26 protein-coding genes and 1 tRNA gene are annotated in these 24216 nt (G+C 66.9%); 6 read left to right on the top strand and 21 right to left on the bottom strand.

Features of this window, described 5'->3' with window-relative positions:
• Positions 1-80 precede the first annotated feature (80 nt).
• Positions 81-533 (top strand): DapH/DapD/GlmU-related protein, encoded by a 453-nt coding sequence (locus tag AC5RUU_RS10505; RefSeq protein ID WP_493975146.1) that lies wholly within the window; start codon positions 81-83, stop codon positions 531-533.
• A gap of 8 nt (positions 534-541) precedes the next feature.
• On the opposite strand, the gene AC5RUU_RS10500 is transcribed toward AC5RUU_RS10505, so the two are convergent.
• From AC5RUU_RS10500 to arfA, 12 genes are all read right to left on the bottom strand, one after another.
• Positions 542-1594 (bottom strand): HoxN/HupN/NixA family nickel/cobalt transporter, encoded by a 1053-nt coding sequence (locus AC5RUU_RS10500; RefSeq protein ID WP_493975145.1) that lies wholly within the window; start codon positions 1592-1594, stop codon positions 542-544.
• A complete protein-coding gene (locus AC5RUU_RS10495) occupies positions 1594-2415 on the bottom strand; it encodes an urease accessory protein UreD (protein WP_493975144.1) in 822 nt (273 codons plus the stop codon). The genes AC5RUU_RS10500 and AC5RUU_RS10495 overlap by 1 nt, the downstream gene beginning before the upstream one ends.
• A gap of 188 nt (positions 2416-2603) precedes the next feature.
• Positions 2604-3221: an urease accessory protein UreG gene (ureG, locus tag AC5RUU_RS10490; RefSeq protein WP_493975143.1), complete on the bottom strand. Its 618-nt coding sequence runs from the start codon at positions 3219-3221 to the stop codon at positions 2604-2606.
• Positions 3222-3247: 26 nt separating this feature from the next.
• Positions 3248-3916, bottom strand: a complete 669-nt coding sequence (locus tag AC5RUU_RS10485; RefSeq protein WP_493975142.1) for an urease accessory protein UreF — start codon at positions 3914-3916, stop codon at positions 3248-3250.
• Positions 3917-4045: 129 nt separating this feature from the next.
• A complete protein-coding gene (gene ureE / locus AC5RUU_RS10480; protein ID WP_493975141.1) occupies positions 4046-4525 on the bottom strand; it encodes an urease accessory protein UreE in 480 nt (159 codons plus the stop codon).
• Between the two features lie 22 nt (positions 4526-4547).
• Positions 4548-6317: an urease subunit alpha gene (gene ureC / locus AC5RUU_RS10475; RefSeq protein ID WP_493975140.1), complete on the bottom strand. Its 1770-nt coding sequence runs from the start codon at positions 6315-6317 to the stop codon at positions 4548-4550.
• Positions 6314-6655 carry an urease subunit beta gene (locus AC5RUU_RS10470; RefSeq protein ID WP_493975139.1) on the bottom strand — a complete coding sequence of 114 codons (342 nt, stop codon included), beginning with the start codon at positions 6653-6655 and terminating at the stop codon, positions 6314-6316. Before AC5RUU_RS10470 ends, ureC begins: the two co-directional genes overlap by 4 nt.
• 9 nt (positions 6656-6664) lie before the next feature.
• Complete coding sequence (locus AC5RUU_RS10465; RefSeq protein ID WP_493975138.1) at positions 6665-6967, bottom strand: urease subunit gamma; 303 nt, start codon at positions 6965-6967, stop codon at positions 6665-6667.
• A gap of 88 nt (positions 6968-7055) precedes the next feature.
• The gene (locus AC5RUU_RS10460; protein WP_493975137.1) at positions 7056-7607 is read right to left on the bottom strand and encodes a cysteine hydrolase family protein; all 552 of its coding nucleotides are present in this window, start codon (positions 7605-7607) and stop codon (positions 7056-7058) included.
• Positions 7608-7675: 68 nt separating this feature from the next.
• Complete coding sequence (locus tag AC5RUU_RS10455) at positions 7676-8680, bottom strand: LacI family DNA-binding transcriptional regulator (RefSeq protein ID WP_493975136.1); 1005 nt, start codon at positions 8678-8680, stop codon at positions 7676-7678.
• Between the two features lie 89 nt (positions 8681-8769).
• Positions 8770-9360, bottom strand: coding sequence for an HhH-GPD-type base excision DNA repair protein (locus AC5RUU_RS10450; protein ID WP_493975135.1), 591 nt, complete (start codon positions 9358-9360; stop codon positions 8770-8772).
• Between the two features lie 80 nt (positions 9361-9440).
• The gene (gene arfA, locus AC5RUU_RS10445; protein WP_493975216.1) at positions 9441-10931 is read right to left on the bottom strand and encodes an arabinosylfuranosidase ArfA; all 1491 of its coding nucleotides are present in this window, start codon (positions 10929-10931) and stop codon (positions 9441-9443) included.
• 358 nt (positions 10932-11289) lie between these two features.
• On the opposite strand from arfA, the gene AC5RUU_RS10440 reads away from it, so the two are divergent.
• The gene (locus AC5RUU_RS10440; protein ID WP_493975134.1) at positions 11290-12315 is read left to right on the top strand and encodes an ANTAR domain-containing protein; all 1026 of its coding nucleotides are present in this window, start codon (positions 11290-11292) and stop codon (positions 12313-12315) included.
• Between the two features lie 12 nt (positions 12316-12327).
• Here AC5RUU_RS10440 and araA read toward each other — a convergent pair whose 3' ends face one another.
• Genes araA through araB form a run of 3 tightly spaced genes read right to left on the bottom strand, consistent with a single transcriptional unit; the run spans position 12328 to position 16311 of the window.
• Positions 12328-13848, bottom strand: a complete 1521-nt coding sequence (araA, locus tag AC5RUU_RS10435) for an L-arabinose isomerase (protein WP_493975133.1) — start codon at positions 13846-13848, stop codon at positions 12328-12330.
• Between the two features lie 37 nt (positions 13849-13885).
• Positions 13886-14581 (bottom strand): L-ribulose-5-phosphate 4-epimerase, encoded by a 696-nt coding sequence (locus AC5RUU_RS10430; protein WP_493975132.1) that lies wholly within the window; start codon positions 14579-14581, stop codon positions 13886-13888.
• Positions 14578-16311: a ribulokinase gene (gene araB, locus AC5RUU_RS10425; RefSeq protein WP_493975131.1), complete on the bottom strand. Its 1734-nt coding sequence runs from the start codon at positions 16309-16311 to the stop codon at positions 14578-14580. The genes AC5RUU_RS10430 and araB overlap by 4 nt, the downstream gene beginning before the upstream one ends.
• A gap of 183 nt (positions 16312-16494) precedes the next feature.
• Between araB and AC5RUU_RS10420 the strand changes: the two genes are divergently transcribed.
• Positions 16495-17013: a hypothetical protein gene (locus AC5RUU_RS10420; protein WP_493975130.1), complete on the top strand. Its 519-nt coding sequence runs from the start codon at positions 16495-16497 to the stop codon at positions 17011-17013.
• Here AC5RUU_RS10420 and AC5RUU_RS10415 read toward each other — a convergent pair.
• The 6 genes from AC5RUU_RS10415 to AC5RUU_RS10390 form a co-directional block, all read right to left on the bottom strand.
• Positions 16975-17724 (bottom strand): anti-sigma factor, encoded by a 750-nt coding sequence (locus AC5RUU_RS10415; protein WP_493975129.1) that lies wholly within the window; start codon positions 17722-17724, stop codon positions 16975-16977. The genes AC5RUU_RS10420 and AC5RUU_RS10415 overlap by 39 nt on opposite strands.
• Positions 17711-18325, bottom strand: a complete 615-nt coding sequence (locus AC5RUU_RS10410; RefSeq protein WP_493975215.1) for an RNA polymerase sigma factor — start codon at positions 18323-18325, stop codon at positions 17711-17713. The genes AC5RUU_RS10415 and AC5RUU_RS10410 overlap by 14 nt, the downstream gene beginning before the upstream one ends.
• A 14-nt stretch (positions 18326-18339) precedes the next feature.
• Positions 18340-19062, bottom strand: a complete 723-nt coding sequence (locus tag AC5RUU_RS10405) for a class F sortase (RefSeq protein WP_493975128.1) — start codon at positions 19060-19062, stop codon at positions 18340-18342.
• A gap of 122 nt (positions 19063-19184) precedes the next feature.
• Positions 19185-20030 carry a DUF4397 domain-containing protein gene (locus AC5RUU_RS10400; protein WP_493975127.1) on the bottom strand — a complete coding sequence of 282 codons (846 nt, stop codon included), beginning with the start codon at positions 20028-20030 and terminating at the stop codon, positions 19185-19187.
• Positions 20031-20161: 131 nt separating this feature from the next.
• Positions 20162-21184: a LacI family DNA-binding transcriptional regulator gene (locus AC5RUU_RS10395; protein ID WP_493975126.1), complete on the bottom strand. Its 1023-nt coding sequence runs from the start codon at positions 21182-21184 to the stop codon at positions 20162-20164.
• 86 nt (positions 21185-21270) lie between these two features.
• A tRNA-Lys gene (locus AC5RUU_RS10390) sits at positions 21271-21343 on the bottom strand.
• Positions 21344-21521: 178 nt separating this feature from the next.
• Between AC5RUU_RS10390 and AC5RUU_RS10385 the strand changes: the two genes are divergently transcribed.
• The 3 genes from AC5RUU_RS10385 to AC5RUU_RS10375 all read left to right on the top strand — a co-directional run bounded on the left by AC5RUU_RS10385 (position 21522) and on the right by AC5RUU_RS10375 (position 24135).
• Positions 21522-22181 carry a hypothetical protein gene (locus tag AC5RUU_RS10385; RefSeq protein ID WP_493975125.1) on the top strand — a complete coding sequence of 220 codons (660 nt, stop codon included), beginning with the start codon at positions 21522-21524 and terminating at the stop codon, positions 22179-22181.
• Between the two features lie 321 nt (positions 22182-22502).
• Entirely contained in the window at positions 22503-23120 is a 618-nt protein-coding gene (locus tag AC5RUU_RS10380; protein WP_493975124.1) for a DUF47 domain-containing protein, read from the top strand.
• A gap of 1 nt (position 23121) precedes the next feature.
• Entirely contained in the window at positions 23122-24135 is a 1014-nt protein-coding gene (locus AC5RUU_RS10375; RefSeq protein ID WP_493975123.1) for an inorganic phosphate transporter, read from the top strand.
• The last annotated feature ends 81 nt before the right edge of the window (positions 24136-24216 follow it).

Here is a 24216-nt window from a genome sequence, read left to right as displayed (position 1 = left end):
CAGGAGCGCCGGGAATCTGTTTGGGTTCCGGACCGTTAACTGACTGTACGGTAAGTTACCGCACGGTACTGAGGGATTTCATGAACACGAAGTTTGAATCAGTTGAGGACGACGCCGGAAAGGTCACCCGCTACGTCCGCCGCGCCAACGGGGGCGGGCTGGTGGCTCCCGGTGCCACCGTTGCCGAGAGCACCCGCATCGGCTCCATGACATACGTGGAGCAGGGTGCGCGGATCGGGCACGGCTGCCGGATCGGGCATGGCAGCTGGATTGACCGCGACGCCACGATCGGCGACCGGACGGTGATCGGCGACGGCGTGCGCATCGGCCGCGGCACCGTTATCGGAAACCGAGTGTACATCGGCAGCCATTCACGGATCGGCTCCAGCGTCCTGATCGAGCATGGGGCACACGTGGAGGCAGACGCCACCGTCCCGGACGGCGAGCAGGTGCTGATCGATTCACGCGCCCCCGCTCCCGCCCAGGCGAGGAACCGGCCGCACCGAAGGAACAAGGGAAGGATGGCTGCCTGAACCGGCGGCTAGGTCAGTGAGCGGCGGGCCCTCTCCGTCAGCACCGCGGCACCCCAGACCGCCAGCAGCAGCGCAATCAGCAGAAGCCCGGCGTGGCCCAGGTCGACCGATCCGAGCCATCCAGTCACCGGGTCCTGGAGGGCGAACGCGGCATTGATGAAGCCGCCAAGGGTGATCACGGCGATGAACAGCGCCGAGACAGTCGAAATCCCGGTCACCACCGCATTGAAGCCCAGCCTCCGCCGAGGGTCATCCAGCGCCGAGCGGTACATCCGCATCATCGCCACTCCGTTGAGCGAATCGCACAGCGTCATGGCGGCAGCGAACGCAAGCGGCAGGGCCAGCAGGGCGAACGGCGGCACCCCGGCCAGGGACGCCGACGTCGTCATCATCAGCAGCCCGATGGTGGTGGCGGTGTCGAAGCCGAGCCCGAACAGGAACCCAATCACGTAAATGTTCCGGGGCCGCCGCACCATGGACAGCGGCTTGGCGAGGAGCCTCGCCACGAGCCCTTGGGGTTCCAAGTCCGGGGCATCGATTGCGGCACCTGTCCGCGCCCGGCGGTAGGCGCGCGCGGACCGGGCAAAGGCGGAGCCGTTGAAGAGGCCCATGGCCAGCAGGAACATGCCGGAAACACCGCTGCCGATCAGCCCTAGCACCAGGTTGCCGGCGGACCCGTCCTGCATGAATTCGCCCACTGCGGCCGCCCCCGCGACGACCAGTACGCCGGCCAGGGCCACCACCGAGCTGTGTCCCAGGCTGAAGGCGAATCCCACGCTGACCGGGTCCTGCCGCTGGGCCACGAACTTCCGCGTCGAGTTGTCGATGGCGGCAAGGTGGTCCCAGTCGTAGCTGTGCTTGACGCCGGCCAGGTAGGCGGTCAGGACCAGGCTCCACGTGAGTGCTTGCGTACCCGCCGCGCCGGCGCTTCCGGAGAGCAGGAATACGACGGCGGCCGCATGCAGGGCAGCCACCGCACCGAAGGTGAACACCAGGCGCGTCCGCAGAGGCAGTCTTTCCCGCTCCCGGTACAGCGTGGCGATGTTTGTCAGGGACGTCATCAGTGCTTCCTCAGGTTGAGCGGTCCTTGCCTGTGCCAGCGTTCCCGCAGGAGGTTGGTGCAGGCAGCAAGAAGGCGGTTCAGTTCCCCGGTGCTGTTGGACAGCGCACGGAGCACCATGCCGGCGGTTCCGGCGGCAGTGCGGATGAGGGACAAGCCGGTTCGGGCGTCGTGTTCCGCCGTGACGGCGTGCAGTTCGTCGGCGAGCGCCTGGTCCACGCGGGCGTCCACCACCACCAGCGAACCCAGATGGCTGTAGCCCTCCATGAATCCCAGCCCGGTGACATCGCCCGAGGGCGGCCGGATCAGCAGGTTGTCCAGCGCCAGGAGTTCCGTGCCCTCGTCCGTCTCAACATGGATCTCGTTCCGCAGCCGGACCTCTTCATACCGGAAAGCCGCCCCGTCTGGCGACCAGCCAGGGGTCACCACCTCGGCCATCACCAACGACGACGACGGCCGCAGTGTAAAGGACGTAACCTGCCGGTAGCTGGCGTCCCGATAGGCGATGAGCTGGTCCGGCATCAGTTCCAGCCGCGCCCCCTCCCCCAGCCGCAGATTCATCCGCTGCTCAGCAAAAGACCCCGGTGTCCGATAGACCTTGGTTGCGGACTGGGTGGTCAACAACAGGTCAGCGCCGTCCCCGACTTCCACGTCCAGCACAAAGAGATCCGCCCCAAGATAGGCACCACCAGGATTGACGACGACGTAACAAACCTGGCCAGAGTCATCCAGGTAGTGCGGCCGAAGAATCCTCAACGCGCCCTGATGAAACTGCCGGGACGCAATGGAACGCGCGCCACGCTTGCTGATGTCGAGCTCCAACCGCCCTCTTACTGGGCGATGAGCGGTCGCGGATGAAGGGGGCCGCGGCGTGGCGGCACTCGTGAGGGGCCCACTGCCGCGAGGGCCCCGACTCGAGCTTGCGAGAGTTGGGAGCGGCTGGGGACGGGCACGGCCCCCTTCATCCGCGGGCGCCGCCCACGCTGAGACGACGACGGAGCTGCTTGTAGTCATGACGTGAGGTCAAGCATCAGGACGTCGCGCCGAATCCAGTCGATGACGTTTTCCAGCCCTTCGTCGGTTTTGAGATTGGTGAAGCAGAACGGCTTAGTGCCGCGGAACTCTTTGGAGTCCCGTTCCATGACTGCCAGGTCGGCGCCGACGTGGGGTGCGAGGTCGGTTTTGTTGATGATGAAGAGGTCGGATTTGATCATGCCCTGGCCGGCCTTGCGGGGGATTTTCTCGCCCTGGGCCACGTCGATGATGTAGATGGAGAAGTCGACGAGTTCGGGGCTGAAGGTGGCGGAGAGGTTGTCGCCGCCGGATTCGACGAAGATCACCTGCAGGTCGGGGTGCCGTGCCTTGAGCTCCTCGATGGCGGCGGTGTTCATGGAGGTGTCTTCGCGGATGGCGGTGTGCGGGCAGCCTCCGGTTTCGACGCCGATGATCCGGTCTACGGGCAGGATGCCGTTGGCGGCGAGGATTTTTGCGTCCTCGATGGTGTAGATGTCGTTGGTGATTGCGGCCATGGAGATGTCGCCGCTCATGTACCGGGTGAGGCGTTCCACGAGCTGGGTCTTACCGGCGCCGACCGGTCCGCCTATACCGATTTTGATGGGTTCAGACATGTGTCCTCCTGAATTTATAAGCACTGCTAGCTCATGAACATCCGGGCACGTTGGCGTTCGTGCCGCATTTGGGAAATTTCCAGTCCGGGGCTGACGGCCCCAAAGTCGTCAAGCGTAAGGCGCTGGATACGTTCGACGGCGGCAGCGACGTCGTCGGCCGCGTTTCGAAGGAGCCGCTGGCCTGCGTTCTGGCCGAGCGGGATGGCGCGGACGGCGTTCTGCGTCAGGGAGGTAGCGGTGGCAAAAAGGTAGGCGGCCAGCCCCTCAGGGAGCGGCACCCCGAGGGAACGCGCGACGACGGCGAACGCCAGCGGCTGATGACCGGCAGCCTGGCCGCTGGTCACCAGGTCCCGGTACAGTTCCAGCTCAGCCGAGGGAAAGACCTCTGCCCCAATCTCAAGCAGCCGGAGCCCCATCTTGACGCTCGCCTCCCGAACCTGCCGTGGCAGCAGCGAAGCAGACAACAACGAGTCCAGCTCACCAACATCCACCCCCTCATAAAGAAACCGAATGGCCAACCCATCCGAATACGTCAGTTGTTGGCCGACGAACACGCTGAGCCAGACTCCATAAGACTTCTCATCATGAACGAGCCCCCGGTCGATGTATGTCTCAAACCCGAGTGAGTGCGCAAAAGCCCCAGTAGGAAGCGCAGAGTCAGTAAGCTGCTGCAGCGCAAGCTGATACCCACTCACTGAACCGCCGCCCAAGGCGAGGAAAGCAAGCGACGCGAGGGATATGGGGCCGCGGCGTGGCGGGCACCGCGGAGCGGGCACGGCCCCACATCCCTCGCGGCGTCCCAAGCCGAGGAAAAGGGGAGAAATTCAGTGCGAGTGCTCAGCATGGCGGAAAGGCACAGGCATGACGCGTTCCTGGCGGGTATAGGGCACGGCAACGTGGCGAAGGTAGTCCTCGACGGTGTGGTCATAGGCGCACACCATGACGTCGGCTTCATATTCGGAGGACGAGTCGAAGAACTGTGCCTGGAGATGCCGGTTGCCGAGGGAATGTGCCACGACGCCCATCTCGTGGATGGACCGCGGCGCGATGACCAGGACGTCGGTAGGCAGCACGGAGACAACGATCATATTGGTGTCGGTGACGTGGAGGATGTCGCCGTCGCGGAGGTCGCCGGAACCGGAGGGAAGGCGGATGCCGATCTCCTTGCCGTGGTCCGTCGTCGCGCGTTGGATGCGCTTGACCAGTTGGGAGCCGGGCAGCACCACCTTCTCCTGGTGGAAGCCGGCGTAGGCGTGCGGGTCCGGCAGTTCGTGCACGTTGCCGAGGACTTTCTCAATGATCATTGCGGGCTCCGGTTGATAAGCGTCAGAACAGGAAGTAGCGCTGGGCCATGGGCAGCACGTCGGCGGGCTCGCAGGTGACGTCCTCGCCGTCGACGCTCACCTGGTAGGTTTCCGGGTCCACCCGGATGTCCGGGGTGGCGTCGTTGTACTTCAGGTCAGCCTTGCTGAGCGACCGGATGCCGGACACCGGCCGGATGACTTTTTCCAGCCCCAGTTGGGCGGGGACACCGGCGTCGATGGCCGCCTGGGACAGGAACGTGATGGAGCACTGCTGCACTGCCTTCCCGTAGGCGCCGAACATTGGCCGCATGGTGCGCGGCTGGGGCGTTGGGATGGACGCGTTGGCGTCCCCCATCAGCGCGTAGGCGATCTGCCCGCCCTTGATCACCAGCTCGGGTTTGACCCCGAAAAAGGCCGGATCCCAGAGGACCAGGTCGGCAAACTTGCCCTCCTCCACCGACCCGACGGAGTCTGCGATGCCTTGGGCAATGGCCGGGTTGATGGTGTACTTGGCTACGTAGCGCTTGAGCCGGAAATTGTCGCTGCCCGAACCCAGGCCCAGCTCGGAGCCGTGGACGCCCGCTGCCCCGTCCCCCCGGGGGTCTTCCAGCACTCCCCGCTGCTTCTTCATCTTGTCCGCCACCTGCCATGTGCGGGTGATCACCTCGCCCACCCGGCCCATGGCCTGCGAGTCGGAGGAGGTGATGGAGAAGATACCCAGGTCCTGCAGGACGTCCTCGGCGGCGATTGTCTCGGCCCGGATACGGGAGTCCGCGAAGGCCACGTCCTCGGGGATGTCCGGATTGAGGTGGTGGCACACCATCAGCATGTCCAGGTGCTCTTCGATGGTGTTGCGTGTGTACGGCAGCGTGGGGTTGGTGGATGCCGGCAGGACGTTGGGCATTCCGGCGATCTTGATGATGTCGGGGGCATGCCCGCCGCCCGCGCCCTCGGTGTGGAAGGTGTGGATGACGCGGCCGCCGATGGCGCGGATGGTGTCCTCCACGAACCCGCACTCGTTCAGGGTGTCGGTGTGGATGGCCACCTGGACGTCGTACTCGTCCGCCACCCGTAGGGAGGTATCGATGGAGGAGTGCGTTGAGCCCCAGTCCTCGTGGACTTTCAGCCCGATGGCACCGGCGCGGATCTGCTCAGCCAGGGGTTCGACGGCGGAGGCGTGGCCTTTGCCGAACAGGCCGATGTTCATGGGGAAGCCTTCGGCCGCCTGCAGCATCCGCTGGATGTGCCACCTTCCGGGGGTGACGGTGGTGGCCTTGGTTCCTTCGGCCGGGCCGGTGCCTCCGCCGATCATGGTGGTCACGCCGCTGGTGAGTGCGGTGGCCACCTGGTCCGGGGAGATGAAGTGGATGTGGGTGTCCACTCCCCCGGCGGTGAGGATCTTGCGTTCCCCGGCGATGATTTCCGTGCTGGCGCCGATCACGATGTCCACACCGTCGGTGATCTGCGGGTTGCCGGCCTTGCCGATCTTGAAGATGTGGCCGTCTTTAAGGGCGACGTCCGCCTTGTAGATGCCTGTATAGTCCAGGATCACGGCGTTGGTGATGACGGTGTCCGGCACCCCGCCTCCAGGACCGCCGTCCCTGGTGGCCTGGCCGTTCTGGCCCATGCCGTCCCGGATTACCTTGCCGCCGCCGAACACCACCTCCTCGCCGTAGACGGTGAGGTCTTTTTCGATCTCGAGGAACAGTTCCGTGTCTGCCAGGCGGATGGCGTCGCCCGTCGTCGGGCCGTACAGGTCCGCGTATTGCCGGCGGGGAATCTCGAAGCTCACCGGGCACCTTCCGTGGATGCGGCGGACGGGGAGGCCAGCGGTCCGTTGACAGCGTTGCTGAGCCCGTACACCTCGCGGGTGCCGGCCAATGCGATCAGCCGGACACTGCGGGAGTCCCCGGGTTCGAACCGGGCCGCGGTTCCGGCGGGAATGTCCAACCGGCGCCCGTAGGCTGCCTGCCGGTCAAAGGCCAGGGCCGGGTTGGCCTCGGCGAAGTGGAAATGGGATCCCACCTGGACCGGCCGGTCACCGGTGTTGACCACCTCAACATCGATGGCTTCCCGGCCGGCATTAGCCGTCACCGGTCCGCCCCGCAGGATGTACTCCCCAGGAATCATGTGGCGCCCCTACCGGATGGGATCGTGGACGGTGACGAGCTTGGTGCCGTCCGGAAATGTTGCCTCGATCTGCACCTCGTGGATCATTTCCGGGACGCCTTCCATCACGTCGTCGCGGGTGAGGAGGGTAGTTCCGTAGCTCATGAGCTCGGCAACGGTACGGCCGTCCCGGGCGCCTTCGATCAGTTCGTAACTGATGATCGCCACCGCTTCGGGATAGTTCAGCTTCAGCCCGCGGGCCTGCCGCCGCCTGGCAAGGTCGGCCGCGACCACGATCAGGAGCTTTTCCTGCTCACGGGGCATCAGATGCATGGGGGGTCCCTTCGACGGCCAGCGGACGGCGTGGGACCCACAGTAGGTGGCTAAGGTTTCCACCACGTTTCAGGAATGCAATGGGCCGTTAGCGGCGCAGCCTGGCCACGATCTCGTCGGTGGACTGTACGCGCTGGCGGTAGGTGGTGGAGAGGATGCGCAGCATGTCCGCCGCGTCCTTATCGTCCTCCGAGGCCATGGCGTCCTGGGCGTAGGTGACGCGGATGTTGTGGGCGAAGGCGTCCGCGCCGGTCTGGGCGATGCAGTTGTGGGTGGAGACGCCGGCGAGCACCACTTCGTCCGCACCCCAGTTCCGCAGCCGGGACAGCAGGTTGGTGCCCACAAAGGCACTGTCCCGCGTTTTGTTAAGCTGGGGCAGGCCATCCTTGGCCAGGCCGGGTACAGCCTCGGCCTGCTTGCTGCCGCGGAAAATGAAGCCCTGGTCGTCGTCGAGCATGTTCAGCGTCCAGGTGGACTTGTCGCGCTCGTGCTCCGTACCCACCAGCAATGCCTTGTGGCCGCTGGACGCGAAAGCCTCCAACAATCTGTTGCAGGAGGCAACCAGCCGCTCCTGCTGGGCCGCCAGTTCCGGTGCCTCGAAATATGCGTTCTGCATGTCGATGACCAGGAGGGCAATCATGGAGGCACCTTTCCGTTTGTTGAACCGGTGCCGGAACCGTACCCGCGGACGGTGCGGGTGAAACCGGCTTAGGGGGCCGACTCCCTGATTCTCAGCTCGAAGCCGGCCTCCACATGCAGGCCCTGCCCCGCGGTTTCGCGGCCGGCGATGCGGTCCAGCAGCAGGCTGACGGAGCGCTCTGCAATCTCGTCCATGCCGGGCGAAACCGTGGTCAGGGACGGCGAGGCGAACCGGGCCTCGTCGATGTCGTCGAATCCTGCCACGGCCACGTCCTGCGGAACCCGGTGCCCGCGGATCAGCAGTTCGTGCAGGGCCCCCAGGGCCAGCACGTCGTTCAGGCCGAACACCGCATCGAACTGCACGCCGCTTTCCAGTAGCCCGGCCACCGCAGCGGCCCCTCCGTCCCGCCGCCACACACCGGGCGCCAGCAGGGCAGGATCGAACGGAACCCCCGCCTCATCCAGGGCCCGCCGGTACCCGTTGAGCCGCAGGCCGGCACTGCCCGCGGATTCTTCCGGGCTGGCGCCAAGCACCGCAATCCGGCGGCGCCCGCTGTCCAGCAGGTGCGCGGTGATCGCGGCGGCAGCCTCCTCGTTCTTCATGGTCACCAGGTCAAAACGGGGGTCCACGATGTGCTCACCGAGCATCACGAGGGGCTTCTTGCCTGCCCGGACGGCGATCGCGTCGGCGTCGATGGCCAGCGGAGTGAACAGCAGGCCGTCGGTGAGCTGGCGGAACGGCCCCTGCAGGGCGTTCAGTTCCGCGTCGCCCTGCGCGTCGGACTGCTCCACCAGGACACGGTAGCCACGCTCCGAGGCAGCCTTCATCAGTTTCGCCGCCAGTTCGGCGTAGTACGGCGCGGCGAGGTCCGAAAGGACCAGCCCCAGCATGGAGGTCTTGCCGGACCGCAGGCTCCGGGCTGTCAGGTTGGCTTCGTATCCCAACTCCGCGATGGCGTCCTGGACCCGCTGCTTGGTGGCAGGACGGATGAACTCGTAGTCGTTCAGGACGTTGGAGACCGTTTTTAGCGACACCCCCGCCGCCCTTGCAACGTCGTTCATGGTGACCGCCATCGTGGCTCCTTCATGTGGTTCTGCCGGATTCTGCGATACATCGTTGCAGAAAACGGCACCGGTACGGCAACCCGCTCTACGGGAGGACGTCAGTCCTTCGTCTTCGCCGCTTTCGCCGCGGCCTTGGCGGCCTGCTTGCTGGCGCGCACCTTGGCCAGCGATTCGGGATCCACGATGTCCGCGACGGACAGGAAGGCACCTTCCTCCCCGTAGTGGCCGGCGGCTTCACGCCAGCCGGGCGCCTGCAGGCCGCGCTGTTTGCCCAGCAGGGCCAGGAAGATCCTGGCCTTCTGCTCGCCGAACCCCGGCAGAGCCTGCAGCCTGCGAAGCACCTCGGCGCCGTCAGGGTTGCCCCTGGTCCAGATCGCGGTGGCGTCACCGTCCCACTCGCTCTGCACGGCCTCGGCGAGCGCCTGCACCCGGGCGGCCATGGAGCCCGGGAAACGGTGGACCGCCGGCCGCTCCTTGAACATCTCCACGAACCCCTGGGGATCGTGGGCGGCGATGGCCTCCGGCTTCAGGGACCCGATCCGGGTCCTGATCTTTTCGGGCCCGGCGAAGGCTGACTCCATGGTCACCTGCTGGTCGAGCAGCATGCCCGTCAACAGTGCGAAGTCATCCTCGCTCAACAGCTTGTCCGCGGCGGGATCCCCCGTGATGTGCAATTCCATGCCGTCCATCCTCGCAGAGGTTGCCGGACGCGTCAGCGCGGCACCGGAAATGTTGCGTCCGACGCCCTGCTGCTGCTCCTGCCCCGCATCTACTCCCCGACGGCGAGCCGGATCATCGACCAGGACACGGCCGGAAGCTCGGCGGTGAGGCGGCCGCCGTCCGCCTTTGCGCTGACGTTCTCCGCGGGCAGCACGGAGGTGGAATCGTCCGCGGTGGCCTGCCAGTACGGGTCCTTGTTGGCGTAGGTGAGGGCCTCCACCACGCGGATGTTGCCGAGCGCGGACACAACGGCGTCCAGGCGGAGCGCGTCCGTCGCGGAGCGGTTGACAGCGAACACCACGGCCTCGCCCTTTTCGGCGTCGTAGGTTGCGACGGCGGACACGGCGGCGAAGTCGGTCGTCTTGCCGCCGCTGACCAGTGGGGATTCGACGGCGAGCTGCAGCACAGTCCCGGACGCGTGCCGGGAAGTCAGCGCGAAGGGGTGGAAGGTGGTCTGCTTCCAAGCGCGTCCGCCCGGTTCCGTCATGATGGGGGCAATGACGTTCACCAGCTGCGCCAGGCTGGCGGAGTGGACCCGGTCGGTGTTGCGGAGCAGCGTGATCAGGAGGTCGCCGACGACGACGGCGTCCGCCACCGTGTAGGTGTCCTCGAGCAGGACGGGGGCCACCGGCCAGTCCTTGCCGGTGGGAGGCCTGGATTCGTCGCGGGTCATGTGCCAGACGTTCCACTCGTCGAAGGAGATGTTCACCTGCCGCGTGGACTTCTTCACTGACTTCACATGATCGATGTGGCTCACGATGTCGTGGATGAAGGCCTGCATCCGGTGGCCGGCGGAGAGGTGTTCCTGAAGATCGCCGAAGTCCTCGAAGTACTGGTGGGCCGAGATCAGGTCCACCAGCTCGTAGGTCTCGGTGAGGACAACCCGCTCCCATTCACCGAAGGTGGGCATAGTGGGTCCGGAGCTGCCACAGGCCACGAGCTCCAGGTCCGGGTCGACCATGCGCATGCCGCGGGCAGTGTCTGCCGCGAGCCGGCCGTACTCGTGGGCGCTCTTGTGGCCGATCTGCCACGGTCCGTCCATCTCGTTGCCCAGGCACCACATCTTGATGCCGTAGCCCTGTTCCGCACCGTTGGCCCGGCGCTGGTCCGACAAGGCCGTTCCGCCGTCGATGTTGCAGTACTCCAGCAGGTCCAGCGCCTCCTGGGTACCGCGGGTGCCTAGGTTGACTGCCATCATGGTTTCCACACCGGCTTTAGCCGACCATTTGGCGAACTCGTCCACCCCCACCAGGTTGGGGTCGCTCGAGTGCCAGGCCAGGTCCAGCCGCACCGGGCGCTGCTCGACGGGGCCCACGCCATCCTCCCAGCGGTAGCCGGACACGAAGTTGCCGCCGGGGTAGCGCACGGTGGACACGCCGAGTTCCCGCGTGAGTTCCAGGACGTCCCCGCGGAAGCCGTCCCGGTCCGCCGTCGGGTGCTCCGGCTCAAAAATGCCGCTGTACACGCAACGTCCAAGGTGCTCCACGAAGGCGCCGAAAGTGCGCCGCCGGACTGGTCCAACCGCGAACGCGGGATCCATGGTGATCTTCGCCGCAGCTGTTTCTGCTGTGCTCACGAAAACGTCCTCGCTTCTCTTCTACAACGTTATAGAAAACCATTGTTGGCACTCACGTCCCGTGAGTCAAGCGGATGGAACAAGGGCATGCGCGGAGACGCCATAATGGTCCCCACGGGCGCACAAGCTGCCCACCTGCGGCGATGGAGAACGCAGGTAGTGGCGGTGCAAAACCAAGTACTACCTAATCTCAAATTCGGGTACCCCTTACGCGTTCTCCGGCGACAGCCGCGGAACTAGGTTCTTTAGGAGAGACAAGAAGTGATGGCTCGCGGTACTTGGCTCACGAGGGGGCGTGAAACTGGCAATGCATGCACGACATATGAGCTCAGGCTTCCCGGTCCGACGGACACGGGTATTGAGCGGGGCCGGCGACGAGGAGGCCTTTGAGACCAAGGCCTCTCCCCCAGCCGTCGCCGGCCCTCTCGTTCCGTCGCGGACCCCGGGCACCCGACCCGCCTCCGCCATCGCCGGAGTGGCCACGCCGGATAGCGGAGGCCAGGACCTCCTGCTGGACCTGGTGACCGGCACGGACTCGTTAGGGGAATCCCTTGCCCGCCTGGTGGCCGCCTCCGCGCAGGCCGTTGTCCGCACGGCAGGCCTCCGCATCGAATGCGGCGTGGTGGTGCCCCAGTCCAAGAAGCCACCAGCCATTACCGGCACCTCGGAAGAGGTTGTCCGGCTGCTGGAATGGGAGCACTCGGCGGCTGAGGGACCTGTCCGCGAGGTGCTGGCCGGCGGCCAGCCCGTGGCAGTGCTCCAGCGCAACGGCGACTTCCGGTGGCCGCGGTACTGCGATCAGCTGCAGGCGGCCGGGTTCGGCAGCGTCCTTGGGGTGCGGCTGCCGCTGAACGGTGCGACAGCACTCCATGACACCAAAGACGGTGACCCCAGGGACGGCAGCACCAAACCCGGCGGCGAGAGGACCTCGCACACAGGCAAAGGCGGCACCACCAGAGGGCCGGACCGGACCATCTCCGAGGCACTTGAGACCCGGGTAAAGCCCGCCGCCCTGGCATTCTTCGCCCAGGACGCCAAGGCATTCCCGCTGCAGGTCATCGCGGAGGCGCGGGCTTTCGCAGGGCTGGCGGCCAAGAGCCTGCAGATGGCGGTCGACCTGCATACGGCCCGGTCGATGGCCTCGGACCTGCGTTCAGCCCTGGACAGCCGCACGTCCATCAACGTTGCCTGCGGCGTCATCATGGCGCAGAACAGGTGCTCGTACCACGAAGCCTTTTCCATCCTGGCGAAGGCCTCGAGCCACCGGAACATCAAGGTGCGCAGGATCGCCGAGGACATCCTGGCGGGGCTACCGGAAGGCACCCCGCGCGCGCATTTCGGGCACTGACAGGCCCACTGCCTAGATCCCGCCCGCCAGCTTGTAGTACGCGGCGTTCCAGTTCAGGTCCTTCTTGAACTGCCGGATGGTGGTGCCTTCGTCGATGGTGAGCAGTTCGGTCCTGGCGATCTCCGCGAAGTCTTCGAACACGTCCATGCCCACCTGGGTGGAGAGGACGGTGTGGTGGGCGGCGCCGGCCGTGAGCCAGGCGGCGGCGGACGTGGCGAAGTCCGGCTTTGGCTGCCACAGGGCGCGGGCCACGGGCAGGTTGGGCAGCGGCTGGTCCAGCGGAACCACGTCCACGGCGTTGGCCACCAGGCGGAACCTGTCCCGCATGTCCGACAGGGCGACGACCACGCCTGGGGAGGCATCGGCGTCGAACACCAGGCGGACCGGGTCTTCCTTGCCGCCGATGCCCAGCGGGTGGATCTCCAGGCGCGGCCTCGTGGCGGTCAGGGACGGGCAGACCTCCAGCATGTGGGCGCCCAGGATCTTTTCGGAACCGGGCTCCAGGTGGTAGGTGTAGTCCTCCATGAGGGACGCGCCACCGGGGAGGCCTTCACCCATCACCTTCGCGGCGCGGACCAGGATGGCGGTCTTCCAGTCCCCTTCGGCGCCGAAGCCGTAGCCCGCCGCCATGAGCCGCTGGACGGCCAGGCCAGGGAGCTGGCGGAGCTGGCCGAGGTCCTCGAAGGAGGTGGTGAACGCGGCGGAACCGTTGGCTTCCAGGAAGCTGCGCAGGCCCAGCTCGATCCTGGCCCCGTACCGCAGCGACTCGTGCCGGGCCGCGCCTTGGCGGAGCTCCGGCACCACGTCGTAAAGGTCCTCGTATTCGGCGACGAGGGCGTCGACGTCGGACTCTTCCGCGCCGTGCACGGCGTCCGCGAGCTCGTTAACGGACCAGGTGTTGACTGCGACGCCGAAGCGCAGTTCGGCCTCGGTCTTGTCGCCCTCGGTGACGGCGACGTTGCGCATGTTGTCGCCGAAGCGGGTCAGCTTCAGCGTGCGGACGGCGGCCCAGCCGGCGGCGGCGCGCTGCCAGGAGCCCACTTGCCGTGCCACTTCGGGGTTGGTTACGTGCCCGACGACGGTCTTCCGGGCGATGCCGAGGCGGGACTGGATGTACCCGAACTCGCGGTCGCCGTGGGCTGCCTGGTTGAGGTTCATGAAGTCGAAGTCGATGTCGGCCCAGGGCAGGTCGCGGTTGGCCTGGGTGTGCAGGTGCAGGAGGGGCTTGCGGAGCAGGTCCAGGCCCTGGATCCACATCTTGGCCGGGCTGAACGTGTGCATCCATGCCGTGACGCCGATGACGGAATCGTCCGAGTTGGCCTCCAGGGCGGTGCGGCGGATGGCGTCGGAGTCCGTCAGGACCGGTTTCCAGACAATTCTGACCGGGACGGTGGAACTGGCGTTCAGCTGGTTCGCGATCTCCTGCGACTGGGCGGCCACCTGCTTGAGGACGTCCTCGCCGTAGAGGTGCTGGCTGCCGGTGAGGAACCAGACCTCGTAGCCGTCGAGGGAGGTGGATGCTGCGGTGCTCATGGGTTCTCCTGGGAAGTAAGTTTTGCTGGCCGGCGTTTTATTGGCCGTAGACGTTCTGGTACCGGGCGTAGAGCGAGTCGATGTGGCTCTGGTCGATGGGTACGGGCTCGCCCAGCTGGCGCGAGATGTGGACGGTGCGGGCCACTTCCTCGCACATCACGGCCGCCTTCACGGCGGACCGGGCGTCCTTGCCGATGGTGAACGGCCCGTGGTTCTGCATCAGTACCGCCGGGGAGTTGGAGTTCTTGAGCGTCTCCACGATCCCGTGGCCGATAGAGTCGTCACCGATCAGCGCGAACGGCCCAACCGGGATGGACCCGCCGAACTCGTCGCTCATCATGGTGAGCACGCAGGGGATGGCTTCGCCGCGGGCGGCCCACGCGGTGGCGTAGGTGGAGTGCGTGTGCACCACGCCGCCCACCGCGGTCATATGCCGGTAGACGTACGCGTGCGCTGCCGTGTCGGACGACGGCGACAGTGCCGGGTTGCCCCACTCGCCGTCGTCGTTGCCCGCCACGGGAGCCCCATAGAGATCGGTGACCACCATCTGCTCCGGAGCCAGGGCGTCATAGGAGACGCCGGAGGGCTTGATGACCATCAGGTCCTTGCCCGGTACCCTCGCGGAGACGTTGCCGGCTGTCCACACCACCAGCTCGTAGCGGGTCAGCTCTGCGTGCAGGGCGCAGACTTCTTCCCGGATCCGGGCAATGGTCTCGACGATTTCGGAACTCACGCGGACACCTCCCTGGCAGCATCGCCGGAAGCCAGGGGCGAAGCGGCCGCCTTGCGCTGGATGGCCTTGAGCCGGTGCATCACATCGTTGCTGCCCCGCCCGAAGTAGTCGTGCAGGGTCTTGTACTCCTGGAAGAGTTCCTCGTAGGCTGCCACGTTTTCCGGGATGGGGGTGTACACCTCGCCGGGCGCGGAGCCCATGGCGGCGGCGGCTTCGCGGATGCCGGCGTACTTTCCGGCGGCGACGGCGGCGTGGATGGCCGAGCCCAGCGCGGGGCCCTGGGCGGAGCCGATGGTGGAGAGCTGCAGGCCGGTGGCGTCGGCGTAGATCTGCATGAGGAGCCTGTTCTTGAGCAGCCCGCCGGCCACGATGAATTCCTTAACGGGGACACCTGCCTCACGGAAGGCGTCCACGATGGTGCGGGTGCCGAACGCCGTGGCTTCGAGCAAGGCACGGTAGGTGTCCTCTGGTTTGGTGGCGAGGGTCTGGCCCACCACGATGCCGGAGAGTTCATGGTCGACCAGCACGGAGCGGTTGCCGGAGTGCCAGTCCAGCGCGATCAGCCCGTGTTCGCCGATGGTCTGGGTAGAGGCCAGTTCAGTGAGGTATTCGTGGATGCCCAGGCCCGCGGCCTTGGCGGCCTGGTGGTATTCGGGCGGCACGCCGTACTTGGTGAACCAGCCGAAGATGTCCCCCACGCCGGACTGGCCGGCCTCGTAGCCCCAGAGACCCTCCACGATGCCGCCGTCCACCACGCCGCACATGCCCGGGACTTCGTGGAGTTCGGTTCCGTTCATGACGTGGCAGGTTGAGGTGCCCATGATGGCCACCAGCTGGCCCGGGTCAACCGCACGTGCCGCGGGGGCAGTGACGTGCGCGTCCACGTTGCCTACCGCCACGGCGATGCCCTCGGGCAGTCCGGTCCAGGCGGCGGCTTCCGCAGTGAGGTAACCGGCGGCGTCACCAAGCCGGCCAATGGTGTGCTCAAGCTTGCTGCTGACAAAGTCTTTGAACTGCGGGTTCAGTGCGGCCAGGAAGTCCTCCGACGGGTAGCGCCCGTCCTGGTAGATCCCCTTGTAGCCGGCGGTGCAGGCATTGCGGACATAGTTGCCGCAGAGCTGCCAGACAATCCAGTCGGCTGCCTCCACCCAGTGGTCCATGGCTGCGTAGGCCTCGGGGTCCTCCTCCAGCAGCTGCAGGCCCTTGGCGAATTCCCATTCCGAGGAGATCAGGCCGCCGTAGCGCGGCAGCCAGTCCTCGCCGCGCTCAGCGGCGAGGCGGTTGATGCGGTCAGCCTGGGCCTGCGCGGCGTGGTGGCGCCAGAGTTTCACGTAGGCGTGCGGCCGGTTCCCGAACCCGGGCACTTCGTTCAGCGGCGTGCCGTCCGCCTTGGCAGGCACCATGGTGCAGGCGGTGAAGTCCGTGGCGATTCCAACCACAGCGGCCGGGTCGATTCCGGCGTCGGCGATGGCGGCGGGAACGGCGTTCCGCAGCACGTCCCGGTAGTCGTTGGGCACCTGGAGGGCCCATTCGCCCGGAAGCCGGGCGCTTTGGGCGCCGGCACCGGTCACATCCGCGGGCAGCGCGTCCGTGACAACGGCATGCGGGTAGCCGTACACGCCGCTGCCCAGCTCCTTGCCGTCGCGCACCCGCACCACAACGGCGCGGCCGGAGAGCGTTCCGTAGTCCACGCCGATAACAAAGACGTCCGAGCCGTCCACTGCGTTCATAAGCTTTCCTCCACATAGCTGCCGCAGCACCGCGGCCTGCTACCAATTGTGAGCGCTAACAAGAATGAAGTCAACAGATTGGAGCCGCACGCTGGAGGCTCTAGGCAGCTGACGTGCAGGACCGGCGCTTAGATGGGTAAGAACAGGAAAGAATGTACTTCCGCCGAACACAAGGGAATCCGCATGCACAACGCCGAGCCTTCAATGCGTGCGCGCAGCCGCTCCCTGGTTTGGTTTGCCGGGCCTTTTGCCACCGGTCTGGGGTGGGCCGCACATGTGGCGGGCGGCGGCCAGTCCCCCGCGGTCCTGATTGTCGTTGCGTTGGCAGCGCTGCTGGGCATGGCGGCGGCCATGATGGGGCGCCGGCGGTTGCCCACGTGGGCGGTCCTGGTGGCGGCGGGACTGGCCCAGCAGCTCCTGCACCTTGGCTTCAGCACATTTTCGTCCGCCAGCGGGTTCGCTTTGCCCGGGCATGGCCACGGCGGAATGCCGGTACTGGATTCCCCGCCGGCACCGGGCCAGGTCTCTGCGTCCCATGACCTGCACCTGATGCTGTACCTTCACACGGCCGCCGCGCTGCTGACTGCCCTCCTGGCCGCCAGCTTGGCTAAGGCGGTGCAATGGCGCAGGCCGGCATGGCCGGCGCGCCGGAGCGTGGAAATGTCAGGAAGTGAGCGTGCCGCGGACGATGCTGACGCTTGAGTGGGCGGGGTTGCCGTCCACGGGCTCGTCCGACACGTCAACAATGGGGTACTCCGAGAGCTCCAGCCCTGCCGGCACCTGGAACGTCCCGGTATCCGCATTCATGACGCCGAGGCTGACCAGCCGCGAAAGGTCGGGGGCAATCAGCCACACTTCCTGGTAGCCCTGCGCCTCGTCCTTGTCGAGCTGTACCTCCAGGGTGCGTGCCCCGTCCCCCGTCTCCACCACCCGGGCGGAGCCAGTGGCGGAAAACGATGGCAGCGGTGTCAGCTGGGCCTCTGCCAGTGCCAGCGGTTGCGGCGGCCGGTTGAGCGCCCAGATTCCGCCGGCGGCAACCAGCACGGCCGCCGCGGCCGCGGCCATCCAGGTTCCGGTGCGCTGCCACCAGGCCGTCTTCCTCCGCGGGGTGGCGCGCGCCTGCTTGATGTCCGACGGCGGGACGCCACCCTGCTGGCCCGCGGCGGCCAGCGGATCCTCCCGCAGGGCCTGGGACAGCCCGAGTTCCCGGTGGATGCCGGCCCACACCTCAGGACCCGGCACGGACAGGCTGCTGCTGTCCGGCGTCGTCTTCACCGCGTCCACCGTCCGGCGGAGCGCCGCGAACTCGGCGGCGCAGGATGGGCAGCCCCTCAGGTGATCCCGGCCGTCCGCGTCGTCCCAGTCGTCATACAGGGCAAGGAGGCTCAACTGTTCCGGATCAAGGTGCGGCATGGTCTACCTCCAATCTTTTCCTCAAGTGCGTGAGGCTGCGGCGGATATGGCTCTTGACGGTACCAAGCGGCAGGTCAAGTTTCCGCGAGATCTGCTCATGCGTCAGGTCTTCATAGAAGGCAAGCTTCATGATGGATCCCTGGGGTTCGCCCAGCCGGTCCAGTTCCCCGTCCAGGAGCAGCCGGTCCGCCAGTACCTCTGCCGCCTCAGTGCCCGGGCCGGCCTCAGCGCCCATCCCGGCCCCCGCTGCAGCCACCGCCTTGCGCGCTTCCCGCGCTGATGCAGACCGGGCGTCGGCAATGGCGTTCCGGGTGATGCCCACAATCCAGGCAGGAAGCCGCGCTGTTTGCGGGTTGAACGTGTTGCGGGACCGCCACACCCGGATGAAGACTTCCTGGGTGACGTCATCCGCGGCCGCACGGTCAGCCAGCGATCGCAGGGCCAGGGTGTGCACCAGCGGAGCGAACTCGCGGTACGCCGTGGCCAGCGCCTGCTCGTCGCCGGCAAGGAAGGATGCGGTCAACCCGTCTTCCCACCTTTCGGCGGCCTGCCCAGGAGGTGTCACGGAGGACTCCTTCCCGGCTGCGGTGGCGAGAATCATGCCTGGATCGCCGCTCATTCAAGGACCGCGGTGACAATCACATTGTCGCTGTAGTCCATCCGCTCGTCCAGCCATCGGCCGCCGCACGTGACCACTTTGAGTTCGTGCGGCCCGGACCTGCGGAACAGCGAGTCGCCATCGAACTTGTCCTTCGCCATCGTTTCCACCCTGACCACGCGGTAAGTCAGGGCCGGCGCACCTTCGCGCCCCACCCGGATGGCGGTTCCCGCGGGCACAGACTTCAGCTGCGAAAAGGGCGCCCGGTCCGAGGCGGTGTCGATGTGGCCGGCGATCACGGCGGTGCCCTCTGCAGCTCCGGGAGCAGGGCCGAACCGGTACCACGCCGCCGTGTCGAAGGCATCGGGGAGCTCCATGGCACCCTCGGCTGACACTCCCCCGGGAACCACCGGCATATCGATCGCAGTTCCGGCGACAGTCAGGGACGCGGGTGCCGGTTCCGCGGACGCAGCCGCCTCCAGGGTGGCAGGACGGACCGGGATGTCCGCTGCCTGCGGCTGTGCGGTGGGTGCTGGCGGGGTGGCGGCGACGGGCGGGAGTGTGGCGGTGGCGGGACCGGCAGCGGTGGTGGCCTGGCTGGCAGCGGCTGCTGCCGCATCCGGGGCGGGCTCTGCGGGCATGCAGGCCGGAAGAAGCAAAGCTGCCGCGAGGAAGGCGGTCCCCGCAAAACCTGGAGAACGACGGCGGGACTCCCCGGCCGTCGTCGTGGTGGTGTTCATCTGTCCGCCTCCCTGCGGCAGCCGAAGGATCGCCACTGTGGTTGGATCAGGAGCAAGCCGTCCGGCTGGAATTCCGGGCGGCCTGCTCCCTGTTGCAGTACTGGTTTTGGTGTTGCTCCTGGCTACCGCTGCCCGCGCGCTGCCCCGACGGCCCGGGCTGCACCCATGCCGGCGAACAGGATGGCCAGTGCTGCAGCGCCGAAGCCCAGTGCGAGCGCGCCCGGTTCTGCCGGTGCTGCTGAAGCAGCGTTGGCGGAGCCGTTAAGTGCCCCCGGGACGGAACCCGGCGAGGAGTGCAGGCCCTGGATGGTCTGGACTGCCAGCTGCAGGTTGTTGTCCGCCAGGCTGCCCCACGCATACACAATGGTGTGCGTTCCCTCGGACACGGTTACGTCGGCAGGTCCGATGACCGGTGTTGTGGTCCCGGCTGCGGCGACGGCTGCGGGGATGGTTCCGGGACCAAGGGTCAGGGTCTGCTCGTTCGGGTTGGCCAGGTTGGAGATGGCGGCGGTACCTCCGGCCAGGACGTCGACGGGGGGTGCTGCCGCTGCGTGCCGGACCGTGAGCTTGCCCTTGCCCGCCGCGATCTGTGAAACATCATTGGTATAGAGGTTCGCGGTGGGGTTGCCGCCGGCGTCGAGGTTGGCCACGGCGGTGTAGTTTCCGTTGGCAGCCAGGGTGACGCTGACGGGGCCGATCACGGCTGCACTTGCGTCCGCGGCATCCGAGGCGGTGATGGCGAGCTCGTAGGCGCCCGCCGGAAGCGCCAGGGGCCCGGCCAGGGTGCCGGGGGTGAAGTCGTCCAGGGTCCGTTCGCCGTTGACCCAGACGTCAACCGTCAGCCCGGGGACACCGTGCAGCACGGAGAGCTGGGCGTCCCCCTCGGCCGCCTGGGCGGGGCCGGCGAGAGCGATTGCTGCCGCAATTGCCGCTGCACCGGCACCTGCTGTGAAGATCCTGTTGCGCATGTCCTTCTCCTTCATCGGCCCGCCTCGCGGGCGTTTTTTGCTTACACCCCTACTACTGGTGCAGGCCCGGAGATGGATGCAGATTCATGGAAAAATTCTTTTGCGGATTTGCGGCTGGCGTTCGCCGCCAGCTATCTGCCGCCTGCCGGCGGTGCTGTGCTTGCCCGCGGTACGAGTTCCGGGGTGACCACCGTGGAGCTGACTGCCGCCCCGGCTTCGATTTCCTTGAGCATGATGTCCATGCACCGCCGGCCCAGCTCCTCGAAGTCCTGCCGGACGGTGGTGAGGGGCGGGGTGAAGTACCCGGACTCAGGCTGATCGTCGAAGCCCACCACGGAGACGTCGTCGGGCACGCGGACGCCTGCCTCCGCGAAGGCGCGCAGCAGGCCCAGGGCCATCTGGTCGTTGCCCACGAAAAGCGCGGTGGCGCTGCGCTTTTCTGCCAGTCTCCGGCCGATCTCGTAACCGCGGCCGGCGCTCCAGTCGCCTTCCACAAGGAGGTTGTCCGCAAGCCCGGCCGTGTGGAGCGCCTCCCGCCACCCTTCTGCGCGCTCGGCGGCGTCGGTCCAGTCCGGCGGACCGGACACATGGCCGATCTGCCGGTGCCCCTGCCCGATGAGATGTTCGACGGCGAGCCGGGCGCCCTGCCGCTGGTCCACCATGGCGCCGCTGACGTTGCTGTTGCCGAGGGAGCCCACGGCCACCACCGGCACAGACAGCGTCATCTCGTCAAGCGCCTTCAGGGTGTCCGCGTGCGGGACCAGCACCGCTATCCCGTCCACGGCCTGGTCCATGAAGTGGCTGACGGCATCGGAGATCGTGTCGCGGCTGATCTCGCGCAGGGCGGCGATGCTGACAAAGTAGCCGGCGTCGCGGGCGGCCTGCTCCACACCCAGGAGGGTGTTGGCCGGCCCGTATTGGGACAGCTCACTGGCCAGGACCCCGATGGTCTGCGAGCGCCGGGTCACCAGGCTCCGCGCTGCGGTGTTCCGCCGGTACCCCAGCTCCGCGATGGCCGCCTCCACTTTCTCGCGGGTGGCCTTGCTGACGTTGGGATGGTTGTTGACCACCCGGGAGACGGTCTGGTGGGAGACGCCGGCCACGTCCGCCACGTCCTCAAGACGCGGCATCCTGCCCTTGCTGCTTTTTGCCATGTGCCTATTGTCCCCGCTGGGCGGGGCAGGACACTGCACGAACAACAGCAGGCCGGAGGCGATGTGCCTCCGGCCTGCTGTGCGGGTGGGCCCTGTGGGGCTCGAACCCACGACCCACGGATTAAAAGTCCGATGCTCTACCAACTGAGCTAAAGGCCCCTGCCGGCCGGTCCAACAGCCTGTGTTGTACCCGTCCGGCCCAATCCATTTCTGGACGTTAATACTCTAACGCATGGTTCCGGCACCTTCGCACGCAAGCCGGGCACCCGCCGTCGGGCTTTTCCGGACGGGAACAGCGGTGCTCGTATCCGGCACAGCACAGGAGTAGCGTGGGGGCATGAGCGAGCAAGCAGGATCCAGTCCCTACGGAGGCGCGCACCGGCACCACAAGCCCAAGCCCTTCGCCCCCATCGACTTTGAGCCCTTCGCCGGCGGCGCCGATCCAGCCCGGGTCTCCGAGGCCGCCCACCTTGCCGCGCAGGCCCTGGTCCGCCACGGCCGGGACAGCGACGACCCCGTGGTCACCCAGCGCCTGGTCAAGCTTGCCGACGAACAGGGCCTGGAAGCCATCGCCGAGATGTGGGCCGAAAGCCCCGCCCGCTCACTTCCGGGTGCGCTGTGGCGGCTCTACGCGTTGAGGGCGGCAACCGTCCACGACCCCGAACGCATTTCCGTGTATTTCCGGGCGGGCCGCGACACCGCCCAGGTCTCCAACGTGGTGGCGGGCGCGGCTGAGCCTCCCGGCGCGGACGAGATGACCGCCATGGCTGATGCCATCCTGTCAGGAGCGTTCGACGGCGAGTTCGACGTCGCGCTGGAACGTTCCGCCGCTTTCTGCCGCGTGGTGGCACTCGGCCAGGCGACCATCGCCGACGGCGCCGAGCACGCCAACGAGGCGCACGCCAGCAAGCTGACACGCAGCTCGCACCAGCTGGTCAAGACAGCGGAAGACCTTGAGCACGCAGCCAACGCATGGCGGCTCGGCGAACTGGACTGATCCTGCCCGCCCGGCCGGCCTGGCAGGCCCTTCGGCCGGACTGCCCACCAGCGCCCGGCTGTCAAGATTGACTTGGGAGCGGCATCGTAGAACACTGAAACTGGTGTCGAACCGCGAAACCCCCGGGCTTCAAAACTCAGCCGCCTAGAGCGGCCTACCGCCGAGAGGCGTATCCGGTTCGGCACCATTTTTCTGCCCAGTTCCTGTTTTCCCATTTCAGGGGTGCAGTTACGGCCCGGTAGAGTTAGCGTCAGTTGCGCGCCGGGGTCAAGTCACACGGCGGCAATCCCCGCCCTGTACTTTTCCCGGAGACGGAACCACGTGAAGCTGCGCCTTTTTCCCCAGGAGCCCGCCGGGCTGAACCTTCTCTCGCAGATGGCGCAGCAGATTGTGCTGGCCAGCGGGACGCTGGCGGAAATCCTTGGCGTGCCCGCCGGCGAGCACGCCAAGCTGGTGGAGGACATGCACAACCACGAGGCCAGGTGCGCAGAACTGCAGTTCGCCCTCCTCACCCACATGCGCACCAGCTTCGTGAACCCGCTCCCCCGCGAGGACATGTACGCCCTCTCCCGCTACCTCAACGAAGCCATGGAAAAAATGGACGCCGCCGCGGAACTCGTGGCCCTGTACAAGCTGGACCGGCTGCCCAGGCGCGCCGCCGACCAACTCGAGATCATCAGCCGGCAGGCGGAACTAACCGTGGACGCCATGCGCCGGCTGGACAACCTGGACGACCTCGAGGACTACTGGATCGAGATCCTCCGGCTGGCCAAACGCGCCGAACGGACGCACCGGGTGTGGGTGGCGGACATGATCAGCGACATGAAATGGGCGCAGTACTCCCGCAACCGGGATGTGGCCAACCAGCTGGTGGAGGTCACCAAGGACATGCGGCGGATCGCCACGCAGGTGGGCAGCATCATCGTCAAGGAATCCTGAGGTGGTTCCAGCCATTTTCGGCGCGGTGGTCCTGCTGACAGCCGGCTTTGCCTTCCTCAACGGCTTCCGTGATGTTCCCAACGCCGTGGCGCTGGCCGCCCGGACCCGGGCCCTCACCCCCAGCGTCGCCGTGCTTCTGGCCGCCTTCTTCAACTTCATTGGCGCCCTGCTAAGCGCCACCCTTGCGGTTGCCGTCAGCCAGCACTGGATCACGCTGCCGCCGGGGACCGACGGGTTGAGCATCCTGGCCGCCGGCCTTGTCAGTGCTTTTGCATGGGGGTTGCTGATGTGGTGGCGTGGCATTCCCGCTTCCTCCACCCATGCCCTCGTGGGCGGCCTGGCCGGCGCCGGGCTGGCCAGCCTCGCCGTGGGCGGCACGGGCGTTGGCGGTGTCGACCAGTCGCTGCTGCTGCAGGTGGTCCTCCCCCTGGTACTGTCCCCGCTGGTGGCCTTCGCCGGTTCCTTCCTGCTGGTCTATCCGGCCACGTGGGCGGCGCGCTACACCCAGCCCAGCGTGGTGAACCAGCGTTTCCGCCGCAGCCAGGCCGTCGCGGCGGGGGCGGTGGCCTTCGGCCACGGCCTGCAGGATGGCCAGCGGGTCAGCGCGGTGCTGCTGCTCGCCCTGCTGGCGGCCGGCTATACCGACGGAGGCAGCATCCCCATGTGGGTAGCGCTGCTGTCCGCGGTGATGATCACGGCAGGGACGCTCTTTGGCGGCTGGCGGATTTCGCACACCATCGGCCACAAGATCACGCGGGTTGATCCCCTCCGCGGCTCGGTGGCACAGATTTACAGCGCGGTAATGCTTTTCGTGGGCGCCATAGCCCTCCATTTGCCGCTGTCCACCACCCACACCGTCACGTCGGCGGTCCTCGGGGCGGGCGAGAACCAAAACTTCTCCGTAACGAACAGGAAGCTTGTCATCCGCATCCTGGCGCTCTGGGCCCTCACCCCAGCCGCAACCGCCGCTGCCGCCTTCGTGCTGGCACTGGCGTTGTCGCCACTGGGCGGTTGATCGGCCTCCGGCCACCCGCCCTAACGCCCTGTACAGCCGAACGCGGGTGACGTAGATTCAAAAGTACGTCCTTCGGCGCTG

It is taken from the genome of Arthrobacter sp. K4-10C (assembly GCF_059090085.1).
Note: the sequence above shows the minus strand (reverse complement) of the source record. Positions and strands in the feature narration are given on the sequence as shown.